The organism is Methylobacterium mesophilicum, assembly GCF_022179445.1.
In the GTDB taxonomy this organism is placed as follows: domain Bacteria; phylum Pseudomonadota; class Alphaproteobacteria; order Rhizobiales; family Beijerinckiaceae; genus Methylobacterium; species Methylobacterium mesophilicum.
The window spans coordinates 242,137-261,952 of sequence record NZ_BPQU01000003.1; the positions used below are offsets into that span (position 1 = coordinate 242,137).

Consider the following 19,816-nt stretch of genomic DNA (forward strand, 5'->3'; position numbering starts at 1 on the left):
CATGGCCTCACAGCGGAAAGTCATCATCACCTGCGCCGTCACCGGCGCGATCCACACGCCCAGCATGTCGCCGCATCTGCCGGTGACGCCGGAGGAGATCGCCGACGCCGCGATCGGTGCCGCCGAAGCCGGCGCGGCGATCATCCACCTGCACGCCCGCGACCCCGAGACCGGTCAGCCCGATCAGTCGCCGGAGGCCTTCGCCAAGTTTCTGCCGGTGATCAAGCAGCGCTCCGGCTGCGTCGTGAACATCACCACCGGCGGCGCGCCGACCATGTCGATCGAGGAGCGGGTGCGCCCGGCCGCGACCTTCCAGCCGGAAGTGGCCTCCCTCAACCTCGGCTCGATGAATTTCGGCCTGTTCGGCATGCTGGACCGCTTCAAGGACCTGAAGCACCAATGGGAGCGGGATTACCTCGGCAACAAGGACATCATCTTCCGCAACACGTTCGGCCAGATCGAGCACATCCTCACCACCTGCGGTCCCAACGGCACGCGGTTCGAGTTCGAGTGCTACGACACGGCCCACCTCTACAACCTCAAATACTTCTTCGACCGCGGGCTGGTGAAGGCGCCACTGTTCATCCAGACCGTGTTCGGCCTGCAGGGCGGCATCGGCGCGCATCCCGACGACGTGATGCACATGAAGCGCACCGCCGACCGGCTGTTCGGCGATCAGTACCGCTGGTCGGTGCTGGGCGCGGGCCGAAACCAGATGAACATCGCCGCCATGGCGGCCGCGATGGGCGGCAACGTCCGCGTCGGCCTGGAGGACAGCCTGTGGGACGGGCCGGGCAAGCTCGCCGAGACCAACGCCACCCAGGTCCGCCGCGTCCGCTCCATCATCGAGGGGCTGGGGCTGGAGATCGCGTCGCCCGACGAAGCCCGCGAGATGCTGTCGCTGAAGGGCGGGGACAAGGTCGCGTTCTGAGGAGGGTCCACCCTTGCTTGTGCGGTCGCCGACGTGGGCATATGTTAAGCCATATGCCGGGAGGTGAGCATGGAGCGCATCGCCAAGGTCTTCAGGAATAACCGCAGCCAAGCCGTCCGAATTCCGAAGGAGTTCGAATTGCCTGGCGACGAAGTGTCGGTCTCTCGACAACCCGATGGGAGCCTGATCCTTCGACCACGGCTTCGCCTCGAGGCTCTCATCGCGTCGCTGGAACCGCTTCCGCGGGAAGACAGGTTGGACGAAATCCCGGATCTCGAGGCGGAAGACGTCGTTCTGTGAGCGGCATCGTGCGCTATCTGCTCGATACCAACATTCTGTCGGATCTCATCAATCGCGGGCGGGACGGCCCAGTCGCCGCCATGCTCGAAGGGCGCACAGCCAATGTGTGCACAAGCATCGTGGCGGCCGCCGAGATCCGGTATGGCGTGGCGCGAAAAGGGTCTCAGTCTCTTGCAGACCGCGCCGAAACAGTGCTCGGAACGATTCCGATCGCCCCTCTGGCAGCGCCGGCCGATCGCTATTACGGCGAGATCCGCGCGCTCCTCACAAAGCGGGGCACGCCGATCGGGCCGAACGACCTCCTGATCGCTGCCCAATGCCTCGCCTTGAATCTATGTCTTGTCAGCGCGAACCTGAGTGAATTCCGCCGCGTTCCAGGGCTGGAAATCGAGAATTGGCTCGACCCACATGCCGTGGGCAACGACGTGCATTAACGTCGCCAGCAAGTGCCTATCCCGGCACACCAAAAACTTTGGCGAGGGCCTCATCGTCCACGCCGGTGATCTCCAGGCGCTTCATCCGGCCCTGATGGCCGGCAACGATCTGGACGGCGCCGGCCGCGATCCTGAGAGAGCCGGCGATCAGCCGTTCGAGCGCCGTGTTGGCGGCGCCGTCGACCGGCGGGGCGGCGACGCGCACCTTGAGACAGGGGGCACCGTCCGCGTCGCGGATCCAGCCGTCCACGGCGTCGCGTCCGCCGCGCGGGGTCAGCCGGACGGTCAGCCGCAGCGGTTTGACCGCCGTCTCCGACGGAGCTCGTGCCACCGCACCCGCCTTCAGAAAATCTTGCCCGGGTTCAGCCGGTTGTCCGGGTCGAGCGCGCGCTTGATCAGCCGCATGGCGCCGATCTCCTCCGGCGAGCGCGACAGGGGCAGCTTGCCGCGCTTCTCCAGGCCGATGCCGTGCTCCGCCGAGACCGAGCCGTTCAGCTCGGCCAGCGGCGCGTAGATCGCGGCGTCGATGGCCGCGTTGCCGGCGGCGTCGAGTCGGGTCGTGTTCCAGTGCAGGTTGTTATCGCCGATATGCCCGTAGACGACGGCGCGGCAACCGGGGATCGCCGCCAGGCGGTCCAGGGCGCCCCGGACGTAGCCGTCCATCTTGGAGAGCGGCACGCTCACGTCGAAGGCGCGCTCGATCCCATCGGCGTTCAGGTGCTCGACCCGGTCGCGGATACGCCACATCCCCCGGCGCTGCTCCTCTGAGGAGGCCACGGCCGCGTCGAGGATCGTGCCCTCACCCATCAGGCCTTCCAGCAGGCCGAGGAACCGGTCCGACTCCTCCGGCACGCACTCGACCTCGATGATGGCGTAGAACGGGTAGTCGTAGCCCAGCGGCGGCGTCGCCCGGCCGGGGGCAGTCATCAGCTTATAAAAATCCGGCCACAGGCCCTCGAAGGAGGACACGCGCCCCTGGAACGCGCTCTGGGCGGCGCGCAGGACCCGGGCGCCATCGTCGACCCCCGGGCAGGCGATCAGCGCGGTGGCGTAGCCGGCCGGCTCCGGGCGCAGGCGCAGGACGGCGCGGGTGACGATCCCGAGCGTTCCTTCGGTGCCGATGAAGATCTGCTTCAGGTCGAGCCCGGTGTTGTTCTTGATCAGCGGGCGCATGGACGAGACCACCGTGCCGTCCGCCAGCACCGCCTCCAGGCCCAGCACCATCTCGCGCATCATGCCGTAGCGCAGCACCCGCAACCCGCCGGCGTTGGTTGAGATCGCGCCGCCGATCGTGGCCGAGCCGCGGGCGCCGAGATCCAGCGGGAAGAACAGGCCGTTCTCCGTGGCGGCGTTCTGTACGCTCTCGATTGTGGCGCCGGTGCCGACCACCACGGTCATGCCGAGCGGATCGACCGGCTCGATCCCGGTCATCCGCTCGGTGGAGAGGGTGATCTCGTCCGGCGCGCAGAGGGTGCCGTCCACGAGGCCGGTGGCGCCGCCCCGCGGTACGATCGCGACCCCCGCCGCGTGGCAGGCGGCCATCACGGCGCTGGTCTCGGCGGTGTTGCGCGGTCGCACGAGGGCGAGGGCCGCGCAGGGCTCCGTCGGCCGTGTCCAGTTCGCCGACCGGCCGCGCAATTCCGCGCCGGTGACGAGGCCGGACGGCCCGACGATATCGGAAAGACGCGCGAGGATCGATTCGGCGGCTGTCATCGGATGGGTCTCTGCGGCTGGGGCCGTATGGTCCGGAGTGCTGCGGGCGTCAGGCTCTGTCACAGAAGCCCGCGCGCGGCGAGGTTGCGCATCAGCGCGCGGGCGCCGAACGTCCAGGGCTCGCAGGCGTCGCAGGGGCGCATGCGGTTGACGAGGCTGCCGAGTTCCGGGCTCGCCACGACGACGCGGTCGCCCTCGACATGGGTGAAGCCGAGGCCGGGACCGTGCCGGTCCTGGATCGGCGCGAACATCGTGCCGAGCAGCAGGATCGCACCGTCCGGGTAATCGTGGGTGCGGCCCATCAGGGCCCCGACCAATTCTTCCGGGTCGCGGCTGATCTCGGCGAGCGGGGAGGTGCCCTCCATCCGGAACCCGTCGGTGCCGGTCACCTCGAGCGTCACGGTGGTGCGCCGGACGTCGTCGAGGTCGAAGGTCTCGTCGAACACCCTGAGGAACGGGCCCAGGGCGCAGGAGGCGTTGTTGTCCTTGGCCTTGCCGAGCAGCAGCGCCGAGCGGCCCTCGAAATCGCGCAGGTTCACGTCGTTGGCGAGGGTCGCGCCGACGATTTTCTGTTGCGATGAGACCGCCAGCGCGACTTCCGGCTCGGGGTTGTTCCAGTGCGAATCCGGGTGCAGCCCGGCGTCGGCACCGCAGCCGACCGCCGAAAGCGGTTGCGCCTTGGTGAAGATCTCCGCGTCCGGCCCGATCCCGACCTCGAGATACTGGCTCCAGGCTCCCTGGGCGACCAGGACCTCCTTCAGCGCCATCGCGGCGGACGAGCCGGGCTTGAGCCGGCGCAGGTCGTGCCCGACCAGGCGCTCGACTTCCGTGCGGATCGCCGCGGCCGCCGCGAGATCGCCCCGGGCTCGCTCTTCGATCACCCGTTCCAGCATCGACGTCGCGAAGGTGACGCCGGCCGCCTTGAGCGCCTGGAGGTCCACCGGGGCGAGGAGCCACGGCTGTCCGGGGTCGCGGCCGTCCGGCGGGGTGTTGGCCAGGATCGCGTCGAGGCTGCCGAGATCCGCGCCCTCTGCGGCGCGCAGAGCCGCGGCGGCGTCCGGCGTCTCGCACAGGTCGCTGACCGTCGCGAAGCGCGCCGTGACGTCGACGACGCGCGCCTCGCCGCCCGAACCCGCCCGGATCGCCACCACGCTCGGTCCGCCGACATCCGGGCGCCACACCCGGCCGACCAATGCACCCCGGACGCCGTCGGTGGGCAGGATCTCGCCTGCGGTCAGACCGGAATGTGCCATACCGTCCTCTTCCTTCGGGATCCCGCCCGCCGTCTTCGGTTCTGCCCGGCCGGCGCACCGGCAGCGGGGCCGATGCCATCGCCTTAGCATCCGGTGACGGCTCAGGCGCCGGCGGGATGTTTCATGCCGGCGGCCTCGTCACCGATCCTGGGCTGCCGGGCAAGTCCAACCGAACCCGGCCGAGCGGCCACCGACGCCGAACTCCGACCCGGTCGTCAGGATGCGGGATCCCGCAGGAAGGCCCTGACAGAAACGGGATATGATTCAAAATTCAGGTTTCACCGACTTGCTTTCCGTTGGACGCTCAACTGTACTGCTCACACAGGAGTCGCCGTCAGAGCGTCCCTGATTGGGAGGAAGCATGGCCTCGGTGGGAATCCGCGAGGTTCGCAAGGCTTTCGGATCGACGAACGTCCTGCACGGCGTGTCCGTGGACATCCGGGACGGCGAGTTCGTGATCCTGGTCGGACCTTCGGGCTGCGGAAAATCGACGTTGCTGCGGATGATTGCCGGCTTGGAGAATATCTCCGGCGGCGAGATCCGTATCGGTGAGCGTGTCGTCAATGATGTTCCGCCCAAGGAGCGGGACATCGCCATGGTGTTCCAGAACTACGCGCTCTACCCGCACCTCACGGTTCGCGAGAACATGGCGTTCTCCATGCGGATCCGGAAGGCGCGGGCTGCCGAGATCGACGAGCGCGTCAGCAAGGCCGCGCAGATCCTCGGATTGACCCATCTCCTCGACCGCTACCCGCGCCAGCTCTCCGGCGGCCAGCGGCAGCGCGTCGCCATGGGCCGGGCGATCGTGCGCGATCCGCAGGTGTTCCTGTTCGACGAGCCTTTGTCGAACCTCGACGCCAAGCTGCGCGTGGCGATGCGCACCGAGATCAAGGAGCTGCACCAGCGCCTGAAGACCACGACCATCTACGTCACCCATGATCAGATCGAGGCCATGACCATGGCCGACCGGATCGTGGTTATGCACGACGGCGTGGTCGAGCAGATCGGGCCACCGCTGGAACTCTACGACCGGCCCGACAACCTGTTCGTGGCGGGCTTCATCGGATCCCCCGCGATGAACTTTGTGAACGGGACGGTCCGGAGGAACGGGCATCTCGTCTTCGCGGCGGATTCGGGCCTGACGATCCCCCTGAACGAGGCGCCGGTGGGCACCGAGGGCCGGAAGCTGGTCCTCGGGATGCGGCCCGAGCATTTCGATCTGGCGCGCGATGGGATCGCCGCCGAAGTCGTGGTGGTCGAGCCGACCGGGTCCGAGACCATGCTGGCGGTGCGGGCCCAGGGCCAGGACTTCACCTGCGTGCTGCGCGAGCGCGTCGGCGAGGGCCCCGGCGAGACCGTCTACCTGCGGCCGAACCGCGTGCACTTCTTCGATGCCGAGTCCGGACGACGCCTGCCGACCTGACCCGTTTTCGGTTGCCGAGCCCGGCCGCCCGGACGAACCGCGTCCCGGGGCGCGCCGATCCATCCAGGGAGTGACGCCACGATGACCAGACTCGACCGCCGTTCCCTCCTGGCGGGTGCCGCCGCGACCGGCCTCGCCGCCGGCAGTGACCTGCTGGGCTTCGCCCGGGCCTGGGCGCAGACCGCCGAGTGGAAGCCCGAGCCCGGGGCCAGCCTGTCGGTGCTGCGCTGGAAGCGCTTCATCCCCAGCGAGGACGAGGCGTTCCTGCGGATGGTCGACGCCTTCACCAAGGCGACCGGCGTCAAGGTGTCGGTCACCAACGAATCCTTCGACGACATCCAGCCGAAGGCCTCCGTCGCCGCCAATACCGGGCAGGGCCCCGACATGGTCTGGGGCCTGTTCTCGTTCCCGGCCCTGTTCCCGGACAAGTGCCTGCCGCTCGAGGACGTCGCCGAGTCGCTGGCCAAGAAATACGGCCCGTGGTTCCCGTCGGCGGAGGCCTACGGCAAGGTCAAGGGCAAGTGGATCGCGATCCCGGTGGGCTTCAACGGCGGATACCCGAACTACCGCATCTCGGCCATGCAGAAGGCCGGGTTCAGCAAGTTCCCCGAGGATACCGCCGGCTTCCTCGAACTGTGCCGGGCCCTCAAGAAGAACAACACCCCGGCCGGCTTCGCCCTCGGGCACGCCACCGGCGACGCCAACACCTGGTGTCACTGGGCGCTCTGGTCCCATGGCGGCAACCTGGTCGACGCCAACGAGAAGATCGTGATCAACTCGCCGGAGACCGCCAAGGCGCTCGAATACGTGAAGTCGATGTACGAGACCTTCGTGCCGGGCACCGTGTCCTGGAACGATTCCTCCAACAACAAGGCGTTCCTGGCGGGCGACCTGTACCTCACCCATAACGGCATCTCGATCTACGCCGCCGCCAAGAAGGACAACCCGAAGCTCGCCGAGGACATGGACCACGCGGTCTGGCCGATCGGCCCCGCCGGCAAGCCCACCGAGTTCCAGCTCGCCTTCCCGATCCTGGCGTTCAAGTACTCGAAGGCGCCCAACGCCTGTAAGGCGTTCATCGCCTTCATGATGGAGGCGTCGAACTACGGTCCCTGGATCGAGGGGGCGCAGGGCTACCTGTGCGAGCCGCTGTCGAACTACCCCAAGAACCCGATCTGGACGAGCGACCCGAAGAACGCGGTCTTCGCCGAGGCGGGACGGCGGTCGCTGGCGGCCGGCGGTCAGGCGCCGGTGAGCGAGCGCATCGCCGCCGTGCTCGCCGACTTCGTGGTGGTCGACATGTTCGCCAGCCACTGCACCGGCCGGGAGGACGTGAAGACCGCGATCCGCAACGCCGAGCGGGCCGCCCAGCGCATCTTCCGCAACACCTGAACGGCTGCAGGCCGCGGGTGTCGTACCCGCGGCCCTGATCCCGAGGCGAACCCATGGCGCACACGGCCCTGACACAGCCCGCTCCACTCGCGGTCCCGACCCGCTCGGCCTGGCACCGCCTGCGTGCCAGCCGCGGCTGGGCGGGCTTCTGGTTCATGCTGCCGACGGCGCTGATCCTCGGCCTGTTCCTGGCCTACCCGCTGCTCAAGGGGATCTGGCTGTCCTTCACCAACACGCGGATCGGCCGCGAGGGCACGTTCATCGGCCTGGAGAACTACGCCTGGCTCTGGGACGACGACGTGTTCTGGCTCTCGGTGTTCAACACCTGCCTGTACACGGCCGTGGCCTCGGTGGTGAAGTTCGGCGTCGGGCTCTACCTCGCGCTGTTGCTCAACAAGAACATGCCGTTCAAGTCGATCGTCCGGTCGATCGTGCTGATCCCGTTCGTGGTGCCGACCGTGTTATCCGCCATCGCTTTCTGGTGGATCTTCGACAGCCAGTTCTCGATCATCTCGTGGTCGCTGCGCCATCTCGGCGTGATCGACGGCAACATCGATTTCCTGGGCGAGCCGAGCATGGCCCGCGCCTGCGTGATCTTCGCCAACATCTGGCGCGGCGTGCCGTTCATCGCGATCACGCTGCTGGCCGGGCTGCAGACGGTCTCGCCCTCGCTCTACGAGGCCGCGACGCTGGACGGCGCCTCCAACTGGCAGATCTTCTCGCGCATCACCCTGCCGCTGCTGACGCCGATCATTGCCGTGGTGATGACCTTCTCGGTGCTGTTCACCTTCACCGACTTCCAGCTGATCTGGGCGATGACCCGGGGCGGCCCGGTCAACGCCACGCACCTGATGGCGACCCTGTCGTACCAGCGCGGCATCCTCTCCGGGACGCTGGGGGAGGGCGCGGCGATCGCCACCGCGATGGTACCGTTCCTTCTCGCCGCGATCGGCATCTCGTGGTTCGGCCTTCAGCGCCGGGCCTGGCAAGCCGGGGGAACCGACCGATGAGCGCACCCGCTCCGCCCGCCCATGCCGACCCGCGCCTCGCCTCCGTCGTGGCGGCCCGCCCCGCCGGGCTCACCGACGACAGCGAGGGGATGGCCTACCTGGAGCGGCTGCCGCGGCGGCTCGTGACCACCTACCTGCCGCTCCTGATCATCCTCGCGGTGCTGCTGTTCCCATTCTACTGGATGGCGCTCACGGCGATCAAACCGGACGAGCAGCTGATCGACATGGAGCGGTTCAACCCGTTCTGGGTCGTGGACCCGACGCTCAAGCACATCAACAAGCTGCTGTTCGAGACGCAGTATCCGCGCTGGCTCTGGAACACGATGTACGTGTCGGTGGCGGCTACGATCCTGTCGCTGTTCGCCAGCGTGTTGGCCGCCTATGCCTGCGTGCGCATCCGCTTCAACGGCGCGGGCTGGGTCGGCGCCGCGATCTTCCTCGCCTACCTGGTGCCGCCCTCGATCCTGTTCATCCCGCTCGCCACGATCATCCAGGCCTACGGCCTGTTCGATTCGCCGATCGCCCTGATCCTGGCCTATCCGACCATCCTGATCCCGTTCTCGACCTGGCTCCTGATGGGCTACTTCAAGACCATTCCCTACGAGCTGGAGGAATGCGCGCTCATGGACGGCGCGAGCCGCTGGCAGATCCTCACCAAGATCATCCTGCCGCTCGCCTTCCCGGGCCTGATCTCGGCCGGCATCTTCTCGCTGACGCTCTGCTGGAACGAGTTCATCTACGCGCTGACGTTCCTGTCCTCGACCCAGAACAAGACCGTGCCGATCGCGGTGGTCAGCGAGTTCGTGGACGGCGACGTCTACAAGTGGGGCTCGCTGATGGCCGGCGCCCTGCTCGGCTCCCTGCCGCTGGTGATCCTCTACTCGTTCTTCGTCGAGTATTACGTCTCCGCGCTCACCGGCGCCGTCAAGGAGTAGCGGCTTCGCTCCGGAAAAACGTACCGGCGGCCATTGTGCCGGGGCCTGCGATTGCTCAGACAATCCGCGCCGGCGCCGCGGTGTGAGAGCTGCGGGCCGAGATCGCGGAAGGTCACGCCATGGCCCACTTCATCGAGACCCGCGCCACCCTGGTCGGCGACGCCATAGCCGGGCTCCTCGCGGCCAGCGGCGGTCGCCTGGCGCGGCTGGACGGCGACCCCGACATCCGCGTGGTGCTGCGCGCCGACCTGGATGCGGACAAGGTCGCGGTGATCTCGGGCGGCGGCTCCGGCCACGAGCCGGCCCATGCCGGGTTCGTCGGGCCGGGCATGCTGAGTGCCGCGGTCTGCGGCGACGTCTTCGCCTCGCCGAGCGTCGATGCGGTCCTGGCCGGGATCCTGGCGGTGACCGGGCCGGCCGGGTGCCTGCTGGTCATCAAGAACTACGCGGGAGACCGGCTGAATTTCGGCCTCGCGGCCGAGCGCGCCCGGGCCCTCGGCCGCAAGGTCGAGACCGTCATCGTGTCCGACGACATCGCGCTCCCGGCGGCCAAGCAGCCGCGCGGGGTGGCCGGCACCCTGTTCGTGCACAAGGTCGCGGGACACGCGGCGCGGGCGGGCGCGTCGCTGGAGGCCGTCGCGGCGCTCGCCCGCCGGGTGGCGGATTCGGTGCAATCCCTGGGGATCGCGGTCTCGACCGCGACCATCCCGGGTTCGCCCCGGAGCGAGCGCCTGGCGGAGGGGCAGGCGGAACTCGGTCTCGGAATCCATGGCGAGCCGGGGGTCGAGCGCATCGCGCTGCCCGGCGCCGCCGAGCTGGCCCGGCTGATGACCGAGCGCTTCTCCGCGACCGGGCCGCTGGCGCTCCTGGTGAACAACCTCGGCTCGGCCACCGCCCTGGAGATGCAGGTCCTGACCCAGGCGGTGCTGGCTACCGATCTCGGCCGGCGGGTGCGGCTGCTGCTCGGGCCGGCGCCGCTGATGACCGCGCTCGACATGCACGGGGCATCGTTGTCGATCCTGCCGCTGGACGACGCGATCGAGGCGGCGCTGCTGGCGCCGGTCCCCGTGCCGGCCTGGCCCGGTGCGGTGCGGGTCGCGCCGCCGGGCCTGCGCCCGCTTCCCGCAGGGCTCGCGGGCGAATCCTTCGCGCCGTCCCGCGATCCCGCGGTGGCCGCGCGGCTCGCCGCCGTCACGCGGGCGCTCATCGCCTCGGAGGGCGCGCTCAACGCCCTGGACGCGAAGGTCGGCGACGGGGACACCGGCACCACCTTCGCCGGCGCGGCGCGGGCGGTGCAGGCGGACATCGACCGCCTGCCGCAGGCCGATCCGGCGGCCCTGTGCCGCGCGCTGGCGGAACGGATCGGCCGTGCGGTCGGCGGTTCGAGCGGCGTGCTGGCCTCGATCTTCTTCGCCGCGACCGCGTCCGCCCTCACCGACGGCGCGTCCTGGCCTGATGCGCTGGAAGAGGGCGTGGCCCGGGTCCAGGGCTACGGTGGTGCCGGCCCGGGCGACCGCACCCTGCTCGATGCGCTGATCCCCGCGCTGGTAGCCCTGAAATCGGACGGCCTCGACGCCGCCTCCGCTGCCGCCCGCGCGGGCGCCGCCGCCACGGCCCGGATGGACCGCGCCGCCACCGGCCGGTCGAGCTACCTCTCTGCGGCGGATCTCGCAGGCGTCGAAGATCCGGGAGCGGCCGGGGTTGCGTTGGCGTTCGAGGCGTTGGCGGCAGCTGGTTGAACGGCGCTGGTGGGCCCGCAAGTCTTTCGACCGCGATCCCTCAACCGTCGTTGAGGCCTTTCGACAGTTCCGGAAGCGTCAGGGCATTCGCGAACACCGCGCCTGCGCGAGCGTTGCAGCTTCTGAAGCTGGAGAGCGGCCACCGTGCGAACCTGCCTGATCCTCGACGATTACCAGGACGCGGCGCTCGGCCTCGCCGACTGGGCGCGCCTGGCCGATCGCGTCGCCGTTTCGACCATCACCGATCACATCGCGGATCGGGGCGCCCTCGTGTCCAGGATCGACCAAGCCGAGATCCTGGTGATCATGCGCGAGCGCACGCCGTTTCCGGCGGATCTGTTGGAGCGGTTGCCCCGGCTGAAGCTGCTGGTCACCAGCGGCATGCGCAACCTCGCGATCGACGTTGCGGCGGCGCGGTCCCGGGGCATCACGGTGTGCGGCACCGAATCGAGCCCAACGCCGCCGACCGAGCTGACCTGGGCGCTGATCCTGGGCCTCGCCCGCCACCTTGCGGTCGAGAACCGGAATCTTCGGGACGGCGGCCCGTGGCAGAGCACGATCGGGACCGATCTGGCCGAGGCGACGCTCGGTATCCTGGGGCTGGGCAAGATCGGTGCGCGCGTCGCCGAGATCGGCCGCGCCTTCGGCATGCGGGTGATCGCCTGGAGCCCGAACCTCGACGAGGCCCGGGCCGCCTCCGCCGGGGTCGAGCGTGCGCAGTCCAAGGACGCCCTGCTCGAGGCAAGCGACGTGGTCACCATCCATCTGGTGCTCGGGGAGCGCACCCGGGGCCTCCTGGGCGAGGCCGAGCTGCGCCGGATGCGACCGGGCGCGATCCTGGTGAACACGTCGCGCGCGCCGATCGTCGATCAGGCGGCCCTGGTCCGGGCCCTGGAGGAGAGGTGGATCGGGGGAGCCGGGATCGACGTGTTCGAGACCGAGCCGCTGCCGGCCGACAGTCCGTTCCGGCACCTCCCGAATGTCCTGGCGCTGCCGCATGTCGGCTACGTCACGCGCAACAACTACCGGACGTTCTTCACCCAGGCGGTGGAGGATATCGAGGCGTGGCTCGCCGGCTCGCCGATCCGGCAACTGGGGTGAGGCTAGTCGGCCCTGGGGTCGACCGCATCGGCCAGGCCGTCGCCGAGCAGCGTCAGGGCCACCAGTGTCGTGATCAGGAAGGCGGCTGGGCCGGCCAGCATGTGGGGTGCCGACTCGATCGCCCGGGCGCCCTCGGCGATCAGCACCCCCCAACTCGTCTGCGGCTCCTGAACGCCCAGCCCGAGGAACGAGAGAAAGCTCTCCAGCAGGATCACCTGCGGCACCAGCAGGGTCGCCGCCACGGCCACCGGCCCGAACGTGTTCGGCACGATGTGGCGGAAGATGATCCGCGGCGTGCCGAGACCGAGGGCGCGGGCGGCGCGGACGAAGTCGCGCTCGCGCAGCGACAGGGTCTGCGCCCGGACGATCCGGGCCATGTCGAGCCATTCCACCGCGCCGATGGCCCCCAGCATCAGCGTCAGGCTCGCCCGGAAGAACACCAGCAGGAGGATGACGAAGAACACGAACGGCAGGGCGTAGAGCACGTCCACCAGCCGCATCATCACGGCGTCGACGGCGCCGCCGACGAAGCCGGCCGTCGCGCCGTAGCCGACGCCGATCAGCAGCGCGACCAGGGTGGCGGTGAGGCCGATCAGGAGGGAGACCCGGCCGGCGACGAGGCAGCGGGTGAGCAGGTCGCGGCCATGCACGTCGGTGCCGAGGGGGAAGTACAGGCGCCGCACCGGCACGCGCACGACCAGACGCGTCCCGTCCTGCGAACCGTCGACGACGCGCGGCTCGCCGAACAGGTCGGAGCGCGGCAGGTAGACGAGGCTGCGCCGGTCGAATGCGCCCGCGGAACCCAGCGTCAGGGCGACGCCGTCGCCGTCGCGCTCCACGTCGTCGAGGCGCGCCCGCATCCGGAAGGCGAGGCGTTCGAGGGCCGGGCGCAGATGCTCGGAATCCGGCTGCGCCCTCAGGCCTGCCGGAAGCTGGCGCAGGTCCGGATAGGCCCGGACCGGATCGTGCCCGGTCAGAGCCGGCCCGAACAGGCAGGCCAGCGCGATCAGGGCGAGCACGGCCAGGGCGGCCATCGCCACCCGTTCGCGGCCGAGCCGGAACAGCGTGCGCGCCGCCGGACCGGTGGTGATGCCGCCGCCGCTCATGCGATCCGCCTCAGGCGCGGATCGAGCCACGCGCAGGCGAGGTCGGCGATCAGGTTCAGGGCGATCACCAGCACCGCGACCACCAGGACGGTGCCCATCACCAGCGTATAGTCGCGGTTGAGCGCCCCCTCCACGAAGTAGCGGCCGATGCCGGGCAGGCCGAAGATCGTCTCGACCACCACGGATCCGGTGAGCAGGGCGGCCGCCAGCGGGGCCAGGTAGGCGACCACCGGCAACAGGGCGCCGCGCAGCGCGTGCCGGGTGACGTGAACGGGCGGCAGCCCGAGGCTTCGCATGGTCCGCACCGGCTGGGTTCGCAGGACCTCGCCGAGCGAGGCGCGGGTCAGGCGTGCCAGCGCGCCCACCTGCGGCAGCGCCAGGGTCACCACCGGAAGGATCAGGTGGCTCGGCGCGCCGCCCTCCCAGCCGCTCAGCGGCAGCCAGCGCAAGGTCAGCCCGAAGACGATCTGCAGGAGCGGCGCCACCACGAAGCTCGGCAGCGACAGGGACAGCGCCGCGCCGAGGCCGAGGACCCAGTCGAGCGCGCTGCCGCGCCGGAGCGCCGCCACGGTCCCGAGCCCGATCCCCAGGCAGGCCGCGAGCGCCAGGGCGAGGGCGCCGAGGGTCGCCGAGACCGGCAGCCCCCGGGCGATCAGGTCGCGCACACTTTGATCGCGGAACGAGAAGGACGGGCCGAGATCGCCCTGCGCCAGGGCCGCCAGGTAGCCGCCGAACTGCACGATCAGCGGCCGGTCCAGGCCGTAGACCCGGCGCAGATTGTCCATGGCGGCCGGCGCCAGCGGACGCTCCAGGTCGAACGGTCCCCCGGGCGCCAGCCGCATCAGGAAGAAGCTCACGGCCACCACCGCGAACAGCGTCGGCACCGACTGCGCGAGGCGGCGCAGGACGAAGCGGATCACGCGTCGAGCCTCATGAAACGGGTCGGCGCGGCGTTGCGCAGGTTCGGGACGTAACCGTGAAGCCGTGGTGCGATCAGCGCCTTCGAGCGGTAATGCATCAGCGGGATCCAGGGCAACTCGCGCAGCGCGATGGTCTCGGCATCGCAGAGCAGGTCGGTCCGGCGGGCGAGGTCGCGCTCGCCGGCCGCGCGGGCTAGCAGGGCGTCGTAGGCCGCGTCGGACCAGCGGCCGGCGTTCAGCCCATCGTTGCCGCTCTGCAGTAGAAACAGAAAATTCTGCGGGTCGGAATAGTCGGCGATCCAGGCGTAGCGGGCGACGTCGAAGCTGCCGCCGTCGCGCAGATACGCGAAATGCGTCTTGGCGTCGGTGTAGACGAACCGCGTCTCGATCCCGAGGTCGCGCCACATCTCGGCCACCGCCACCGCGGTGTTGCGGTTGTTGTCGCTGACGTTGAACCGGTATTCCACGGTGAGCGGCCGGCCGGGCCCGAAGCCGGCCTCGTCGAGCAGGCTGCGCGCCTGCGCCTCGTGGTCGATCGGCAGGCCCAGGCGCCCCGCGGTCTCGGGCGGCGTCCGATAGTTGTCGATGCCCGGCGGGCACAGGGAATAGGCCGGGCTCATGGTGCCACCGTAGAGCCCGTCGGCGAGGTATTCCCGGTCGATGAGCAGCGACAGGGCCTGGCGGACCCGCCGGTCCGAGAACGGCGCCTTGTGGGTGTTGACCACCAGGGTTTCGAGCCCGAGCGACGGACCGAGGACCACCTGCGCGCCGAACCGGCGGCGCAGGTCGGCGATCTGGTCGGCCGGGAGCTGGGACAGCGAGTCGAGTTCCCCGGCCGTGTAGCGGCGCACTGCGCTCGACAGGTCCGGCGTCGGCAGGAAGGCGACGCGCCGGATCGCGATCGCGCCGGCCTCGGGATGGTGCGGGTTGACCTCCAGGGTGATCGCGCCGCCCGGCACCCGGTCGACCAGCCGATAGGGGCCGTTGGTCACGAAGTTGCCCGGGCGGGTGAACGAGTCGCCGTGGCGCTCGATCGAGGCGCGGTGCACCGGCAGGGCGGTCTGGTGGGTCAGGAGTTCGAGGACATACGGCGTCGGCTGTTCGAGGGCGATCCTGAGACGGAGCGGCCCTTCCGCCGCCACCCCGAGTGCGTCGCCGGCCGCCTCGCCGCGGTTCACCGCCGCCGCCCCCCGGACCGGGAACAGGATCTCGGCGTATTTCGCCGCCGTGGCCGGGGCCAAAATGCGGCGGAACGCATAGACGAAATCGTCCGCGGTGACGGGTTCGCCGTTCGACCATCGGCCGTCCGGACGCAGGTCGAACCGGAAGGTCAGGCCGTCATCGGAGACGGTCCAGGACCGGGCGGCGCCCGGGATGATGGCCCCGTGATTGTCGTAGGTCAGGAGGCCGTCGAACAGGTCGCGCAGGATGTGCGCCTCCGCCACCGTGGACGAGCGGTGCGGATCGAGGGTCTCGGGATCGGCGTCGTTGCCCCGGCGATAGATGCCGGGTTCGCCGGCGCGGGCGGGCCGCGCGACCGCGAGGGCCGCGACGCCGGCCAGCCACGCGCGCCGGCGGATCGCCATCCTCAGGCGCCGGTCTCCGGCACCAGGCCGGCGGCTTCGATCGCCGCCACCGCGCAGATCTCGTCGTTGTCGGAGGTATCGCCGGAGATGCCGACCGCACCGAGCAGGCGCCCCTCGCGGGAGCGGATCAGTACGCCCCCCGCCACCGGGACGAGCGCGGCCGGGCCGGCGACGTGGCTCACCGCGGCGACGAAATAGGGCTGCGCTTCGGCCCGCGCATGGATCGCCCGGGACCCGAGCCCCAGCGCCAGGGCGCCGTTGGCCTTGCCGCAGGCGATCTCGGCCCGGCGCAGCGACGTGCCGTCCTCGACCGAAACGGATTTGAGCGCGCCGCGGGCATCGTACACCACCACCGCCATCGGCTTCAGCCCGCGGGTCCGGGCCTCGCGCAGGGCGGTATCCACGATGCTGCGGGCGGCCTCGAGCGTCAGGTCGATCATCGGAATCCAGGGGCTGTCGCCGCTCCGGGCGGCTGTCCGATCCTTAACGGATCGATAAGGGACCGGTCCACCACGCGGCGATGCGCGTCGTCTCGGCGGACGCGCTCGACGGCATGGCGCCTGAACGGCCCAGGCGTTTCCGCTTGTTTCCGGCGCCATCGGGCGGCATGTGTCGGCGCCGCCGACAGGCGCATCGGGAGCAGGGCCGAACTTTGTCTCAGGCAGGCGCGCGCGGTATCGCGGTTGGGCGGGACGGCTGGCTGTTCTGGGTCGGCCGCGCGAACGAACTGGTGGAGCTGTACGCCGATTCCCCGGCAACGCGCCGCCTGCTGCGCCGGTGGGTGCGGTTGGTGGACGGCCGCGTCCGCCGGGCGGAGTCCCTCGGCGCGCGCTACGTCCACGCGATCGTGCCCGAGAAGATCGCGATCCACGCCGACACGCTGGACCGGCCGTTCCCGGGCTTGGCCGATCCGCCCGGCGCGCGCCTCGGCCGCCGCCTCGCGGCAGAGACCCGGGCTGACCTGGTCGATCTCTACGCGCCCCTGCGGGCGGCGCGGGCCGAAGAACCGGTCTACCTGCGCACCGACACGCACTGGAACCATCGCGGCTACATCGCGGCCTACCGGGCGTTGTGCGAAGCGCTCGCGGTCGCACCGGCACCGCACGTCCTCGACGCCACCGGCCAACCCGCGCGCTTCGTGTTCGATCTCGGCGGCAAGCTGAAGCCGCCGGTGGACGAGGCCTACTTCGCCCACGAATTCCCCCGGCGGGCCCAGCGCAGCGAGGCCAATGCCCTGGTGCGTCTGCGCGAGACCGGCCGGGTCGCGGGCCGGGGCGGCTTCTTCGTCGGATCGCGCGCCGTGATGCGCAATCCCGAGGCTGCCGATCCGCGGCGGATCGTGCTGTTCGGCGATTCCTACGTGTTCGACCAGGGGCCGCGCCTCACCGCTATGCTGGCCGAGAGCTTTCGCGAGGTTCACGCGATCTGGTCCGCCGAGATCGACTGGGCCTACGTCGCCGCCGTTAAGCCCGACCTCGTGGTCTACGAGATCGCCGAGCGCTTCCTCCGGCGCGTGCCGGCCGACCGCTTTTCAGTCGATGCGTTTGCGGAGCGGCGGGTCCGGCGCGAGCTGAACCCCACTGTGCTCGACCGGCTGCGCGCCCTCCTGCGCCTGCGCTGACGCGCACAGCACCGCCCGACGCGTATCCCGCCGGCCTTGGGGGTGACGTGCTCGCATCACGCCGGCGGCAATGGCGGCGCCCAGGTGAGGTTCTGCTGGAAGGTGTCGTAGTCGGCGATCATGTCGTCCGGCCGCTCGAAATGCGGGAAGGCGCCGGTCGGCAGCGTAAGGACGCGCCAGTTCGGCCGGCCCGCGACCCGCGGCGCCAGGCGGTAATCCACGAAGTCGCCGCGCCGCCCGTGGGCCATCCAGACCGGATGCCGCAACGTCTCGTAGAGACGCGTCGTATCCGTCGGGAACAGGTGGCCGGCGATGAAGCAGTAGGGGGCGTGCTCGGCACCCGGCTGGTGGGCCGAGGCGTAATCATACGCGAACAGGCCCTCGTCGATGTCCTTGGAACCGAACGTCTTTTGCAGGAAGAAGCGCATGCTCGGCCGGGAGGCCAGCGCGTCGAACAGGGGCCGGCCGAGGGGCGGCCGGTCCAGCAGGTCGCGCAGTCGGTCGCGTCCCCGATGGCCGTCCGGAGGTCCGTCGCCGGAGAGTCGCGCATCGAACCCGGTGGGGCTGATCAGGCCGAGGCTGCGGTAATCCTCCGGCTGCTCGACAGCCGCTCGGGCGAGGTAGGAGCAGGACAACGACAGCGCCATCGCGTCGATGGCGCCAACGGAATGCCGTTGCCGGATCTCGGCCACGGCCGCACGGATCGCCTCCACCATGAGGCGGGGCGTGTAGAGGCGGCGCGACCGCTCGGAGAACCCGAAGCCCGGCAGGTCCAGTGCGTAGACCGGACGGGTCTGGCGGTAATGCAGGTAGAGCGGACGGACCTCGTAGGCGTTCGCGGCCGCGTTGATCGAGTGGATCAGCAGGAGCGGCACGCCCTCCCGGTCCGCCGTCCCATACAGCGAGAGCGCGCCGGCGCGCATCGTCGCCAGCGTCTCATGCCGGCCGGGAAGGGCGGGCGGCAGGTCCATACGGCGATCGACGGCGAACCGGCTCCAGCCGACCAGGCCGGCGGCCGAGCCGAGACCGGTCAGGAGCGTCGCGATCCCGAACCGACCGGCGCGTGACTTCTTACGTGGCTGACGGCTCATCGGGGCTCCAGAACCTCGGTCGGGCCCGACCCGGACCGCGCGAGCGCCGGAGGAGGGGGAAACTAGGCCGTCGTATCAGGATGCGTGGCCGGCCAGGCTGTTGGAGGCCAGCGCCGGGGACCGTCCGGAGGGGCGGATCGGGCTGATGTCCCGCCCCGCGGCCTCACGGAAGAAGTCCACCGTCGCCGGATCGTTGCGCCAGTCCTGGACGCGCCGCGAGACCAGGGCCTCGCGCGGGCGCTTGTCGTAGTTCGCGTAGGCCGCCGCAACGAATTCCGGCCGCGTCATCGTGCGGGCGGGGCCCGAGCGGCGCGTCTCGGCCTTGAAGAAGAGCGCGCTGCCGGGAATGCCGTAATGCGCGGCGATCTCGGGATAGACCGGCCAGCTGCCCTGGCCGCCGAGGTCATCGGGTACGAACGCGTCGAGGTCGCATTCGGGATAGGCGACGCCGGACTTTGTCAGCAGCCCGCGGGCGAGATCGGCGACCACGTAGAGCTTGGTGTGGTTGATCGAGTGCATGAAGCAGCCGCGGCGCGCCCAACGCGTCAGGTGCGTGTCGAGATCGTACTGCGCCTGCGCGCCGAGCCCGCGCAGGTAGGCGACCGACTCGTTCCAGAGGTCGAAATAGCCCAGCCGCTCGAAGACCGGTTCCGCGAACAACCGCAGCGCCTGCGCCTGCGAGAAGCCGGCCAGATAGGCATACAGCGTGATCGCCGAGTGCGAATGCCCCATCGGCCCGGAGATCAGGCCGTTGAGCGAGACGGCATCCTGCACGCCGACATGGATCAGGTCCGGATGGTAGGCGCCGAACACGATGGTCGGGATCAGCCGGACCTTCGGGTGCGTCCGAAACCGCTCGATCGTGCCGCCGTCCTTGAACCGGGGCAGGTAGATGCTGGAATAGACGTGATCGTAGGCGTCGGCATGCGCCATCAGGTCCACGAGCTTCGGGAAGCGCCGGGTGACCGTGAAGGCCGAGACGAAATCCACCTGGGCGTCGGGCAGCAGGAAGCGCAGCACCTTGGCCATGGAGCCGGCCTGGCAGACTCCAACCACCAGGATGCGGGGCGAGCCCGTCCGTTTCTTCCCGATCTGCGCAAGCCGGTGCCGCGCGCGCCAAAGGCTATCCACCGTCAACATGCCGCTTCTCTCGCATGTCCGCGGGCCGCGGGCAAACCGCGCCGACGGCTCGGGGGCGGCTATCGGCGCGTATCGCGACCGGCAAGCAACACCTTCCGTGAGGCTATGACAGTCACGCAAA

General features: G+C 70.0%; 19 protein-coding genes. 10 read left to right on the forward strand and 9 right to left on the reverse strand.

Annotated elements, in window-relative coordinates:
* Position 1 precedes the first annotated feature (1 nt).
* The 3 genes from kce to MFF40_RS05625 all read left to right on the forward strand — a co-directional run bounded on the left by kce (position 2) and on the right by MFF40_RS05625 (position 1,665).
* Positions 2–931 carry a 3,5-dioxohexanoate:acetyl-CoA acetone transferase gene (kce, locus tag MFF40_RS05615; protein WP_147853607.1) on the forward strand — a complete coding sequence of 310 codons (930 nt, stop codon included), beginning with the start codon at positions 2–4 and terminating at the stop codon, positions 929–931.
* A gap of 69 nt (positions 932–1,000) precedes the next feature.
* Positions 1,001–1,231, forward strand: coding sequence for an antitoxin (locus MFF40_RS05620; protein WP_147853608.1), 231 nt, complete (start codon positions 1,001–1,003; stop codon positions 1,229–1,231).
* Complete coding sequence (locus MFF40_RS05625; protein WP_147853609.1) at positions 1,228–1,665, forward strand: type II toxin-antitoxin system VapC family toxin; 438 nt, start codon at positions 1,228–1,230, stop codon at positions 1,663–1,665. The genes MFF40_RS05620 and MFF40_RS05625 overlap by 4 nt, the downstream gene beginning before the upstream one ends.
* Positions 1,666–1,681: 16 nt before the next feature.
* On the opposite strand, the gene MFF40_RS05630 is transcribed toward MFF40_RS05625, so the two are convergent.
* From MFF40_RS05630 to MFF40_RS05640, 3 genes are read right to left on the reverse strand one after another with little or no spacing between them, the layout of a single operon-like run.
* On the reverse strand, positions 1,682–1,996 hold the full coding sequence (locus MFF40_RS05630) for a DUF167 domain-containing protein (protein WP_210247783.1): 315 nt from the start codon (positions 1,994–1,996) through the stop codon (positions 1,682–1,684).
* An 11-nt stretch (positions 1,997–2,007) separates the two neighbouring features.
* The gene (locus MFF40_RS05635; RefSeq protein ID WP_238259879.1) at positions 2,008–3,378 is read right to left on the reverse strand and encodes an FAD-binding oxidoreductase; all 1,371 of its coding nucleotides are present in this window, start codon (positions 3,376–3,378) and stop codon (positions 2,008–2,010) included.
* A 59-nt stretch (positions 3,379–3,437) separates the two neighbouring features.
* A complete protein-coding gene (locus MFF40_RS05640) occupies positions 3,438–4,631 on the reverse strand; it encodes a fumarylacetoacetate hydrolase family protein (protein ID WP_238259880.1) in 1,194 nt (397 codons plus the stop codon).
* Between the two features lie 361 nt (positions 4,632–4,992).
* Between MFF40_RS05640 and MFF40_RS05645 the strand changes: the two genes are divergently transcribed.
* The 6 genes from MFF40_RS05645 to MFF40_RS05670 all read left to right on the forward strand — a co-directional run bounded on the left by MFF40_RS05645 (position 4,993) and on the right by MFF40_RS05670 (position 12,231).
* Entirely contained in the window at positions 4,993–6,054 is a 1,062-nt protein-coding gene (locus tag MFF40_RS05645) for an ABC transporter ATP-binding protein (protein ID WP_147853612.1), read from the forward strand.
* Positions 6,055–6,135: 81 nt separating this feature from the next.
* Positions 6,136–7,446 (forward strand): ABC transporter substrate-binding protein, encoded by a 1,311-nt coding sequence (locus MFF40_RS05650; RefSeq protein ID WP_147853613.1) that lies wholly within the window; start codon positions 6,136–6,138, stop codon positions 7,444–7,446.
* A 53-nt stretch (positions 7,447–7,499) separates the two neighbouring features.
* Positions 7,500–8,456, forward strand: coding sequence for a carbohydrate ABC transporter permease (locus MFF40_RS05655; RefSeq protein WP_147853614.1), 957 nt, complete (start codon positions 7,500–7,502; stop codon positions 8,454–8,456).
* A complete protein-coding gene (locus tag MFF40_RS05660) occupies positions 8,453–9,391 on the forward strand; it encodes a carbohydrate ABC transporter permease (RefSeq protein WP_147853615.1) in 939 nt (312 codons plus the stop codon). Before MFF40_RS05655 ends, MFF40_RS05660 begins: the two co-directional genes overlap by 4 nt.
* Before the next feature lie 119 nt (positions 9,392–9,510).
* Complete coding sequence (locus MFF40_RS05665; RefSeq protein WP_147896572.1) at positions 9,511–11,130, forward strand: dihydroxyacetone kinase subunit DhaK; 1,620 nt, start codon at positions 9,511–9,513, stop codon at positions 11,128–11,130.
* Between the two features lie 144 nt (positions 11,131–11,274).
* Positions 11,275–12,231 carry a D-2-hydroxyacid dehydrogenase family protein gene (locus MFF40_RS05670; RefSeq protein WP_187277906.1) on the forward strand — a complete coding sequence of 319 codons (957 nt, stop codon included), beginning with the start codon at positions 11,275–11,277 and terminating at the stop codon, positions 12,229–12,231.
* A gap of 2 nt (positions 12,232–12,233) precedes the next feature.
* On the opposite strand, the gene MFF40_RS05675 is transcribed toward MFF40_RS05670, so the two are convergent.
* Genes MFF40_RS05675 through MFF40_RS05690 form a run of 4 tightly spaced genes read right to left on the reverse strand, consistent with a single transcriptional unit; the run spans position 12,234 to position 16,283 of the window.
* The gene (locus MFF40_RS05675) at positions 12,234–13,337 is read right to left on the reverse strand and encodes an ABC transporter permease (protein ID WP_238259881.1); all 1,104 of its coding nucleotides are present in this window, start codon (positions 13,335–13,337) and stop codon (positions 12,234–12,236) included.
* Positions 13,334–14,257 (reverse strand): ABC transporter permease, encoded by a 924-nt coding sequence (locus MFF40_RS05680; RefSeq protein ID WP_238259882.1) that lies wholly within the window; start codon positions 14,255–14,257, stop codon positions 13,334–13,336. The genes MFF40_RS05675 and MFF40_RS05680 overlap by 4 nt, the downstream gene beginning before the upstream one ends.
* Positions 14,254–15,843, reverse strand: coding sequence for a peptide ABC transporter substrate-binding protein (locus tag MFF40_RS05685; RefSeq protein WP_238259883.1), 1,590 nt, complete (start codon positions 15,841–15,843; stop codon positions 14,254–14,256). The genes MFF40_RS05680 and MFF40_RS05685 overlap by 4 nt, the downstream gene beginning before the upstream one ends.
* 2 nt (positions 15,844–15,845) lie before the next feature.
* Positions 15,846–16,283, reverse strand: a complete 438-nt coding sequence (locus MFF40_RS05690; protein WP_147855491.1) for a GlcG/HbpS family heme-binding protein — start codon at positions 16,281–16,283, stop codon at positions 15,846–15,848.
* Between the two features lie 212 nt (positions 16,284–16,495).
* On the opposite strand from MFF40_RS05690, the gene MFF40_RS05695 reads away from it, so the two are divergent.
* Positions 16,496–17,464 (forward strand): alginate O-acetyltransferase AlgX-related protein, encoded by a 969-nt coding sequence (locus tag MFF40_RS05695; protein ID WP_238259884.1) that lies wholly within the window; start codon positions 16,496–16,498, stop codon positions 17,462–17,464.
* Between the two features lie 56 nt (positions 17,465–17,520).
* Here the strand turns inward: MFF40_RS05695 and MFF40_RS05700 are convergent, their stop codons facing one another.
* Positions 17,521–18,555 carry an alpha/beta fold hydrolase gene (locus MFF40_RS05700; RefSeq protein ID WP_147855493.1) on the reverse strand — a complete coding sequence of 345 codons (1,035 nt, stop codon included), beginning with the start codon at positions 18,553–18,555 and terminating at the stop codon, positions 17,521–17,523.
* Between the two features lie 75 nt (positions 18,556–18,630).
* On the reverse strand, positions 18,631–19,695 hold the full coding sequence (locus tag MFF40_RS05705; RefSeq protein WP_238259885.1) for a WcbI family polysaccharide biosynthesis putative acetyltransferase: 1,065 nt from the start codon (positions 19,693–19,695) through the stop codon (positions 18,631–18,633).
* Between the last annotated feature and the right edge of the window lie 121 nt (positions 19,696–19,816).

What these genes read in the sequence shown, in the direction of transcription:
- kce (WP_147853607.1), top strand. Translation starts at nt 2, where the DNA reads ATGGCCTCACAGCGGAAAGTCATCATCACCTGCGCCGTCACCGGCGCG.
- MFF40_RS05620 (WP_147853608.1), top strand. Translation starts at nt 1,001, where the DNA reads ATGGAGCGCATCGCCAAGGTCTTCAGGAATAACCGCAGCCAAGCCGTC.
- MFF40_RS05635 (WP_238259879.1), bottom strand. Translation starts at nt 3,378, where the DNA reads ATGACAGCCGCCGAATCGATCCTCGCGCGTCTTTCCGATATCGTCGGG.
- MFF40_RS05640 (WP_238259880.1), bottom strand. Translation starts at nt 4,631, where the DNA reads ATGGCACATTCCGGTCTGACCGCAGGCGAGATCCTGCCCACCGACGGC.
- MFF40_RS05645 (WP_147853612.1), top strand. Translation starts at nt 4,993, where the DNA reads ATGGCCTCGGTGGGAATCCGCGAGGTTCGCAAGGCTTTCGGATCGACG.
- MFF40_RS05650 (WP_147853613.1), top strand. Translation starts at nt 6,136, where the DNA reads ATGACCAGACTCGACCGCCGTTCCCTCCTGGCGGGTGCCGCCGCGACC.
- MFF40_RS05655 (WP_147853614.1), top strand. Translation starts at nt 7,500, where the DNA reads ATGGCGCACACGGCCCTGACACAGCCCGCTCCACTCGCGGTCCCGACC.
- MFF40_RS05660 (WP_147853615.1), top strand. Translation starts at nt 8,453, where the DNA reads ATGAGCGCACCCGCTCCGCCCGCCCATGCCGACCCGCGCCTCGCCTCC.
- MFF40_RS05665 (WP_147896572.1), top strand. Translation starts at nt 9,511, where the DNA reads ATGGCCCACTTCATCGAGACCCGCGCCACCCTGGTCGGCGACGCCATA.
- MFF40_RS05675 (WP_238259881.1), bottom strand. Translation starts at nt 13,337, where the DNA reads ATGAGCGGCGGCGGCATCACCACCGGTCCGGCGGCGCGCACGCTGTTC.
- MFF40_RS05685 (WP_238259883.1), bottom strand. Translation starts at nt 15,843, where the DNA reads ATGGCGATCCGCCGGCGCGCGTGGCTGGCCGGCGTCGCGGCCCTCGCG.
- MFF40_RS05690 (WP_147855491.1), bottom strand. Translation starts at nt 16,283, where the DNA reads ATGATCGACCTGACGCTCGAGGCCGCCCGCAGCATCGTGGATACCGCC.
- MFF40_RS05700 (WP_147855493.1), bottom strand. Translation starts at nt 18,555, where the DNA reads ATGAGCCGTCAGCCACGTAAGAAGTCACGCGCCGGTCGGTTCGGGATC.
- MFF40_RS05705 (WP_238259885.1), bottom strand. Translation starts at nt 19,695, where the DNA reads ATGTTGACGGTGGATAGCCTTTGGCGCGCGCGGCACCGGCTTGCGCAG.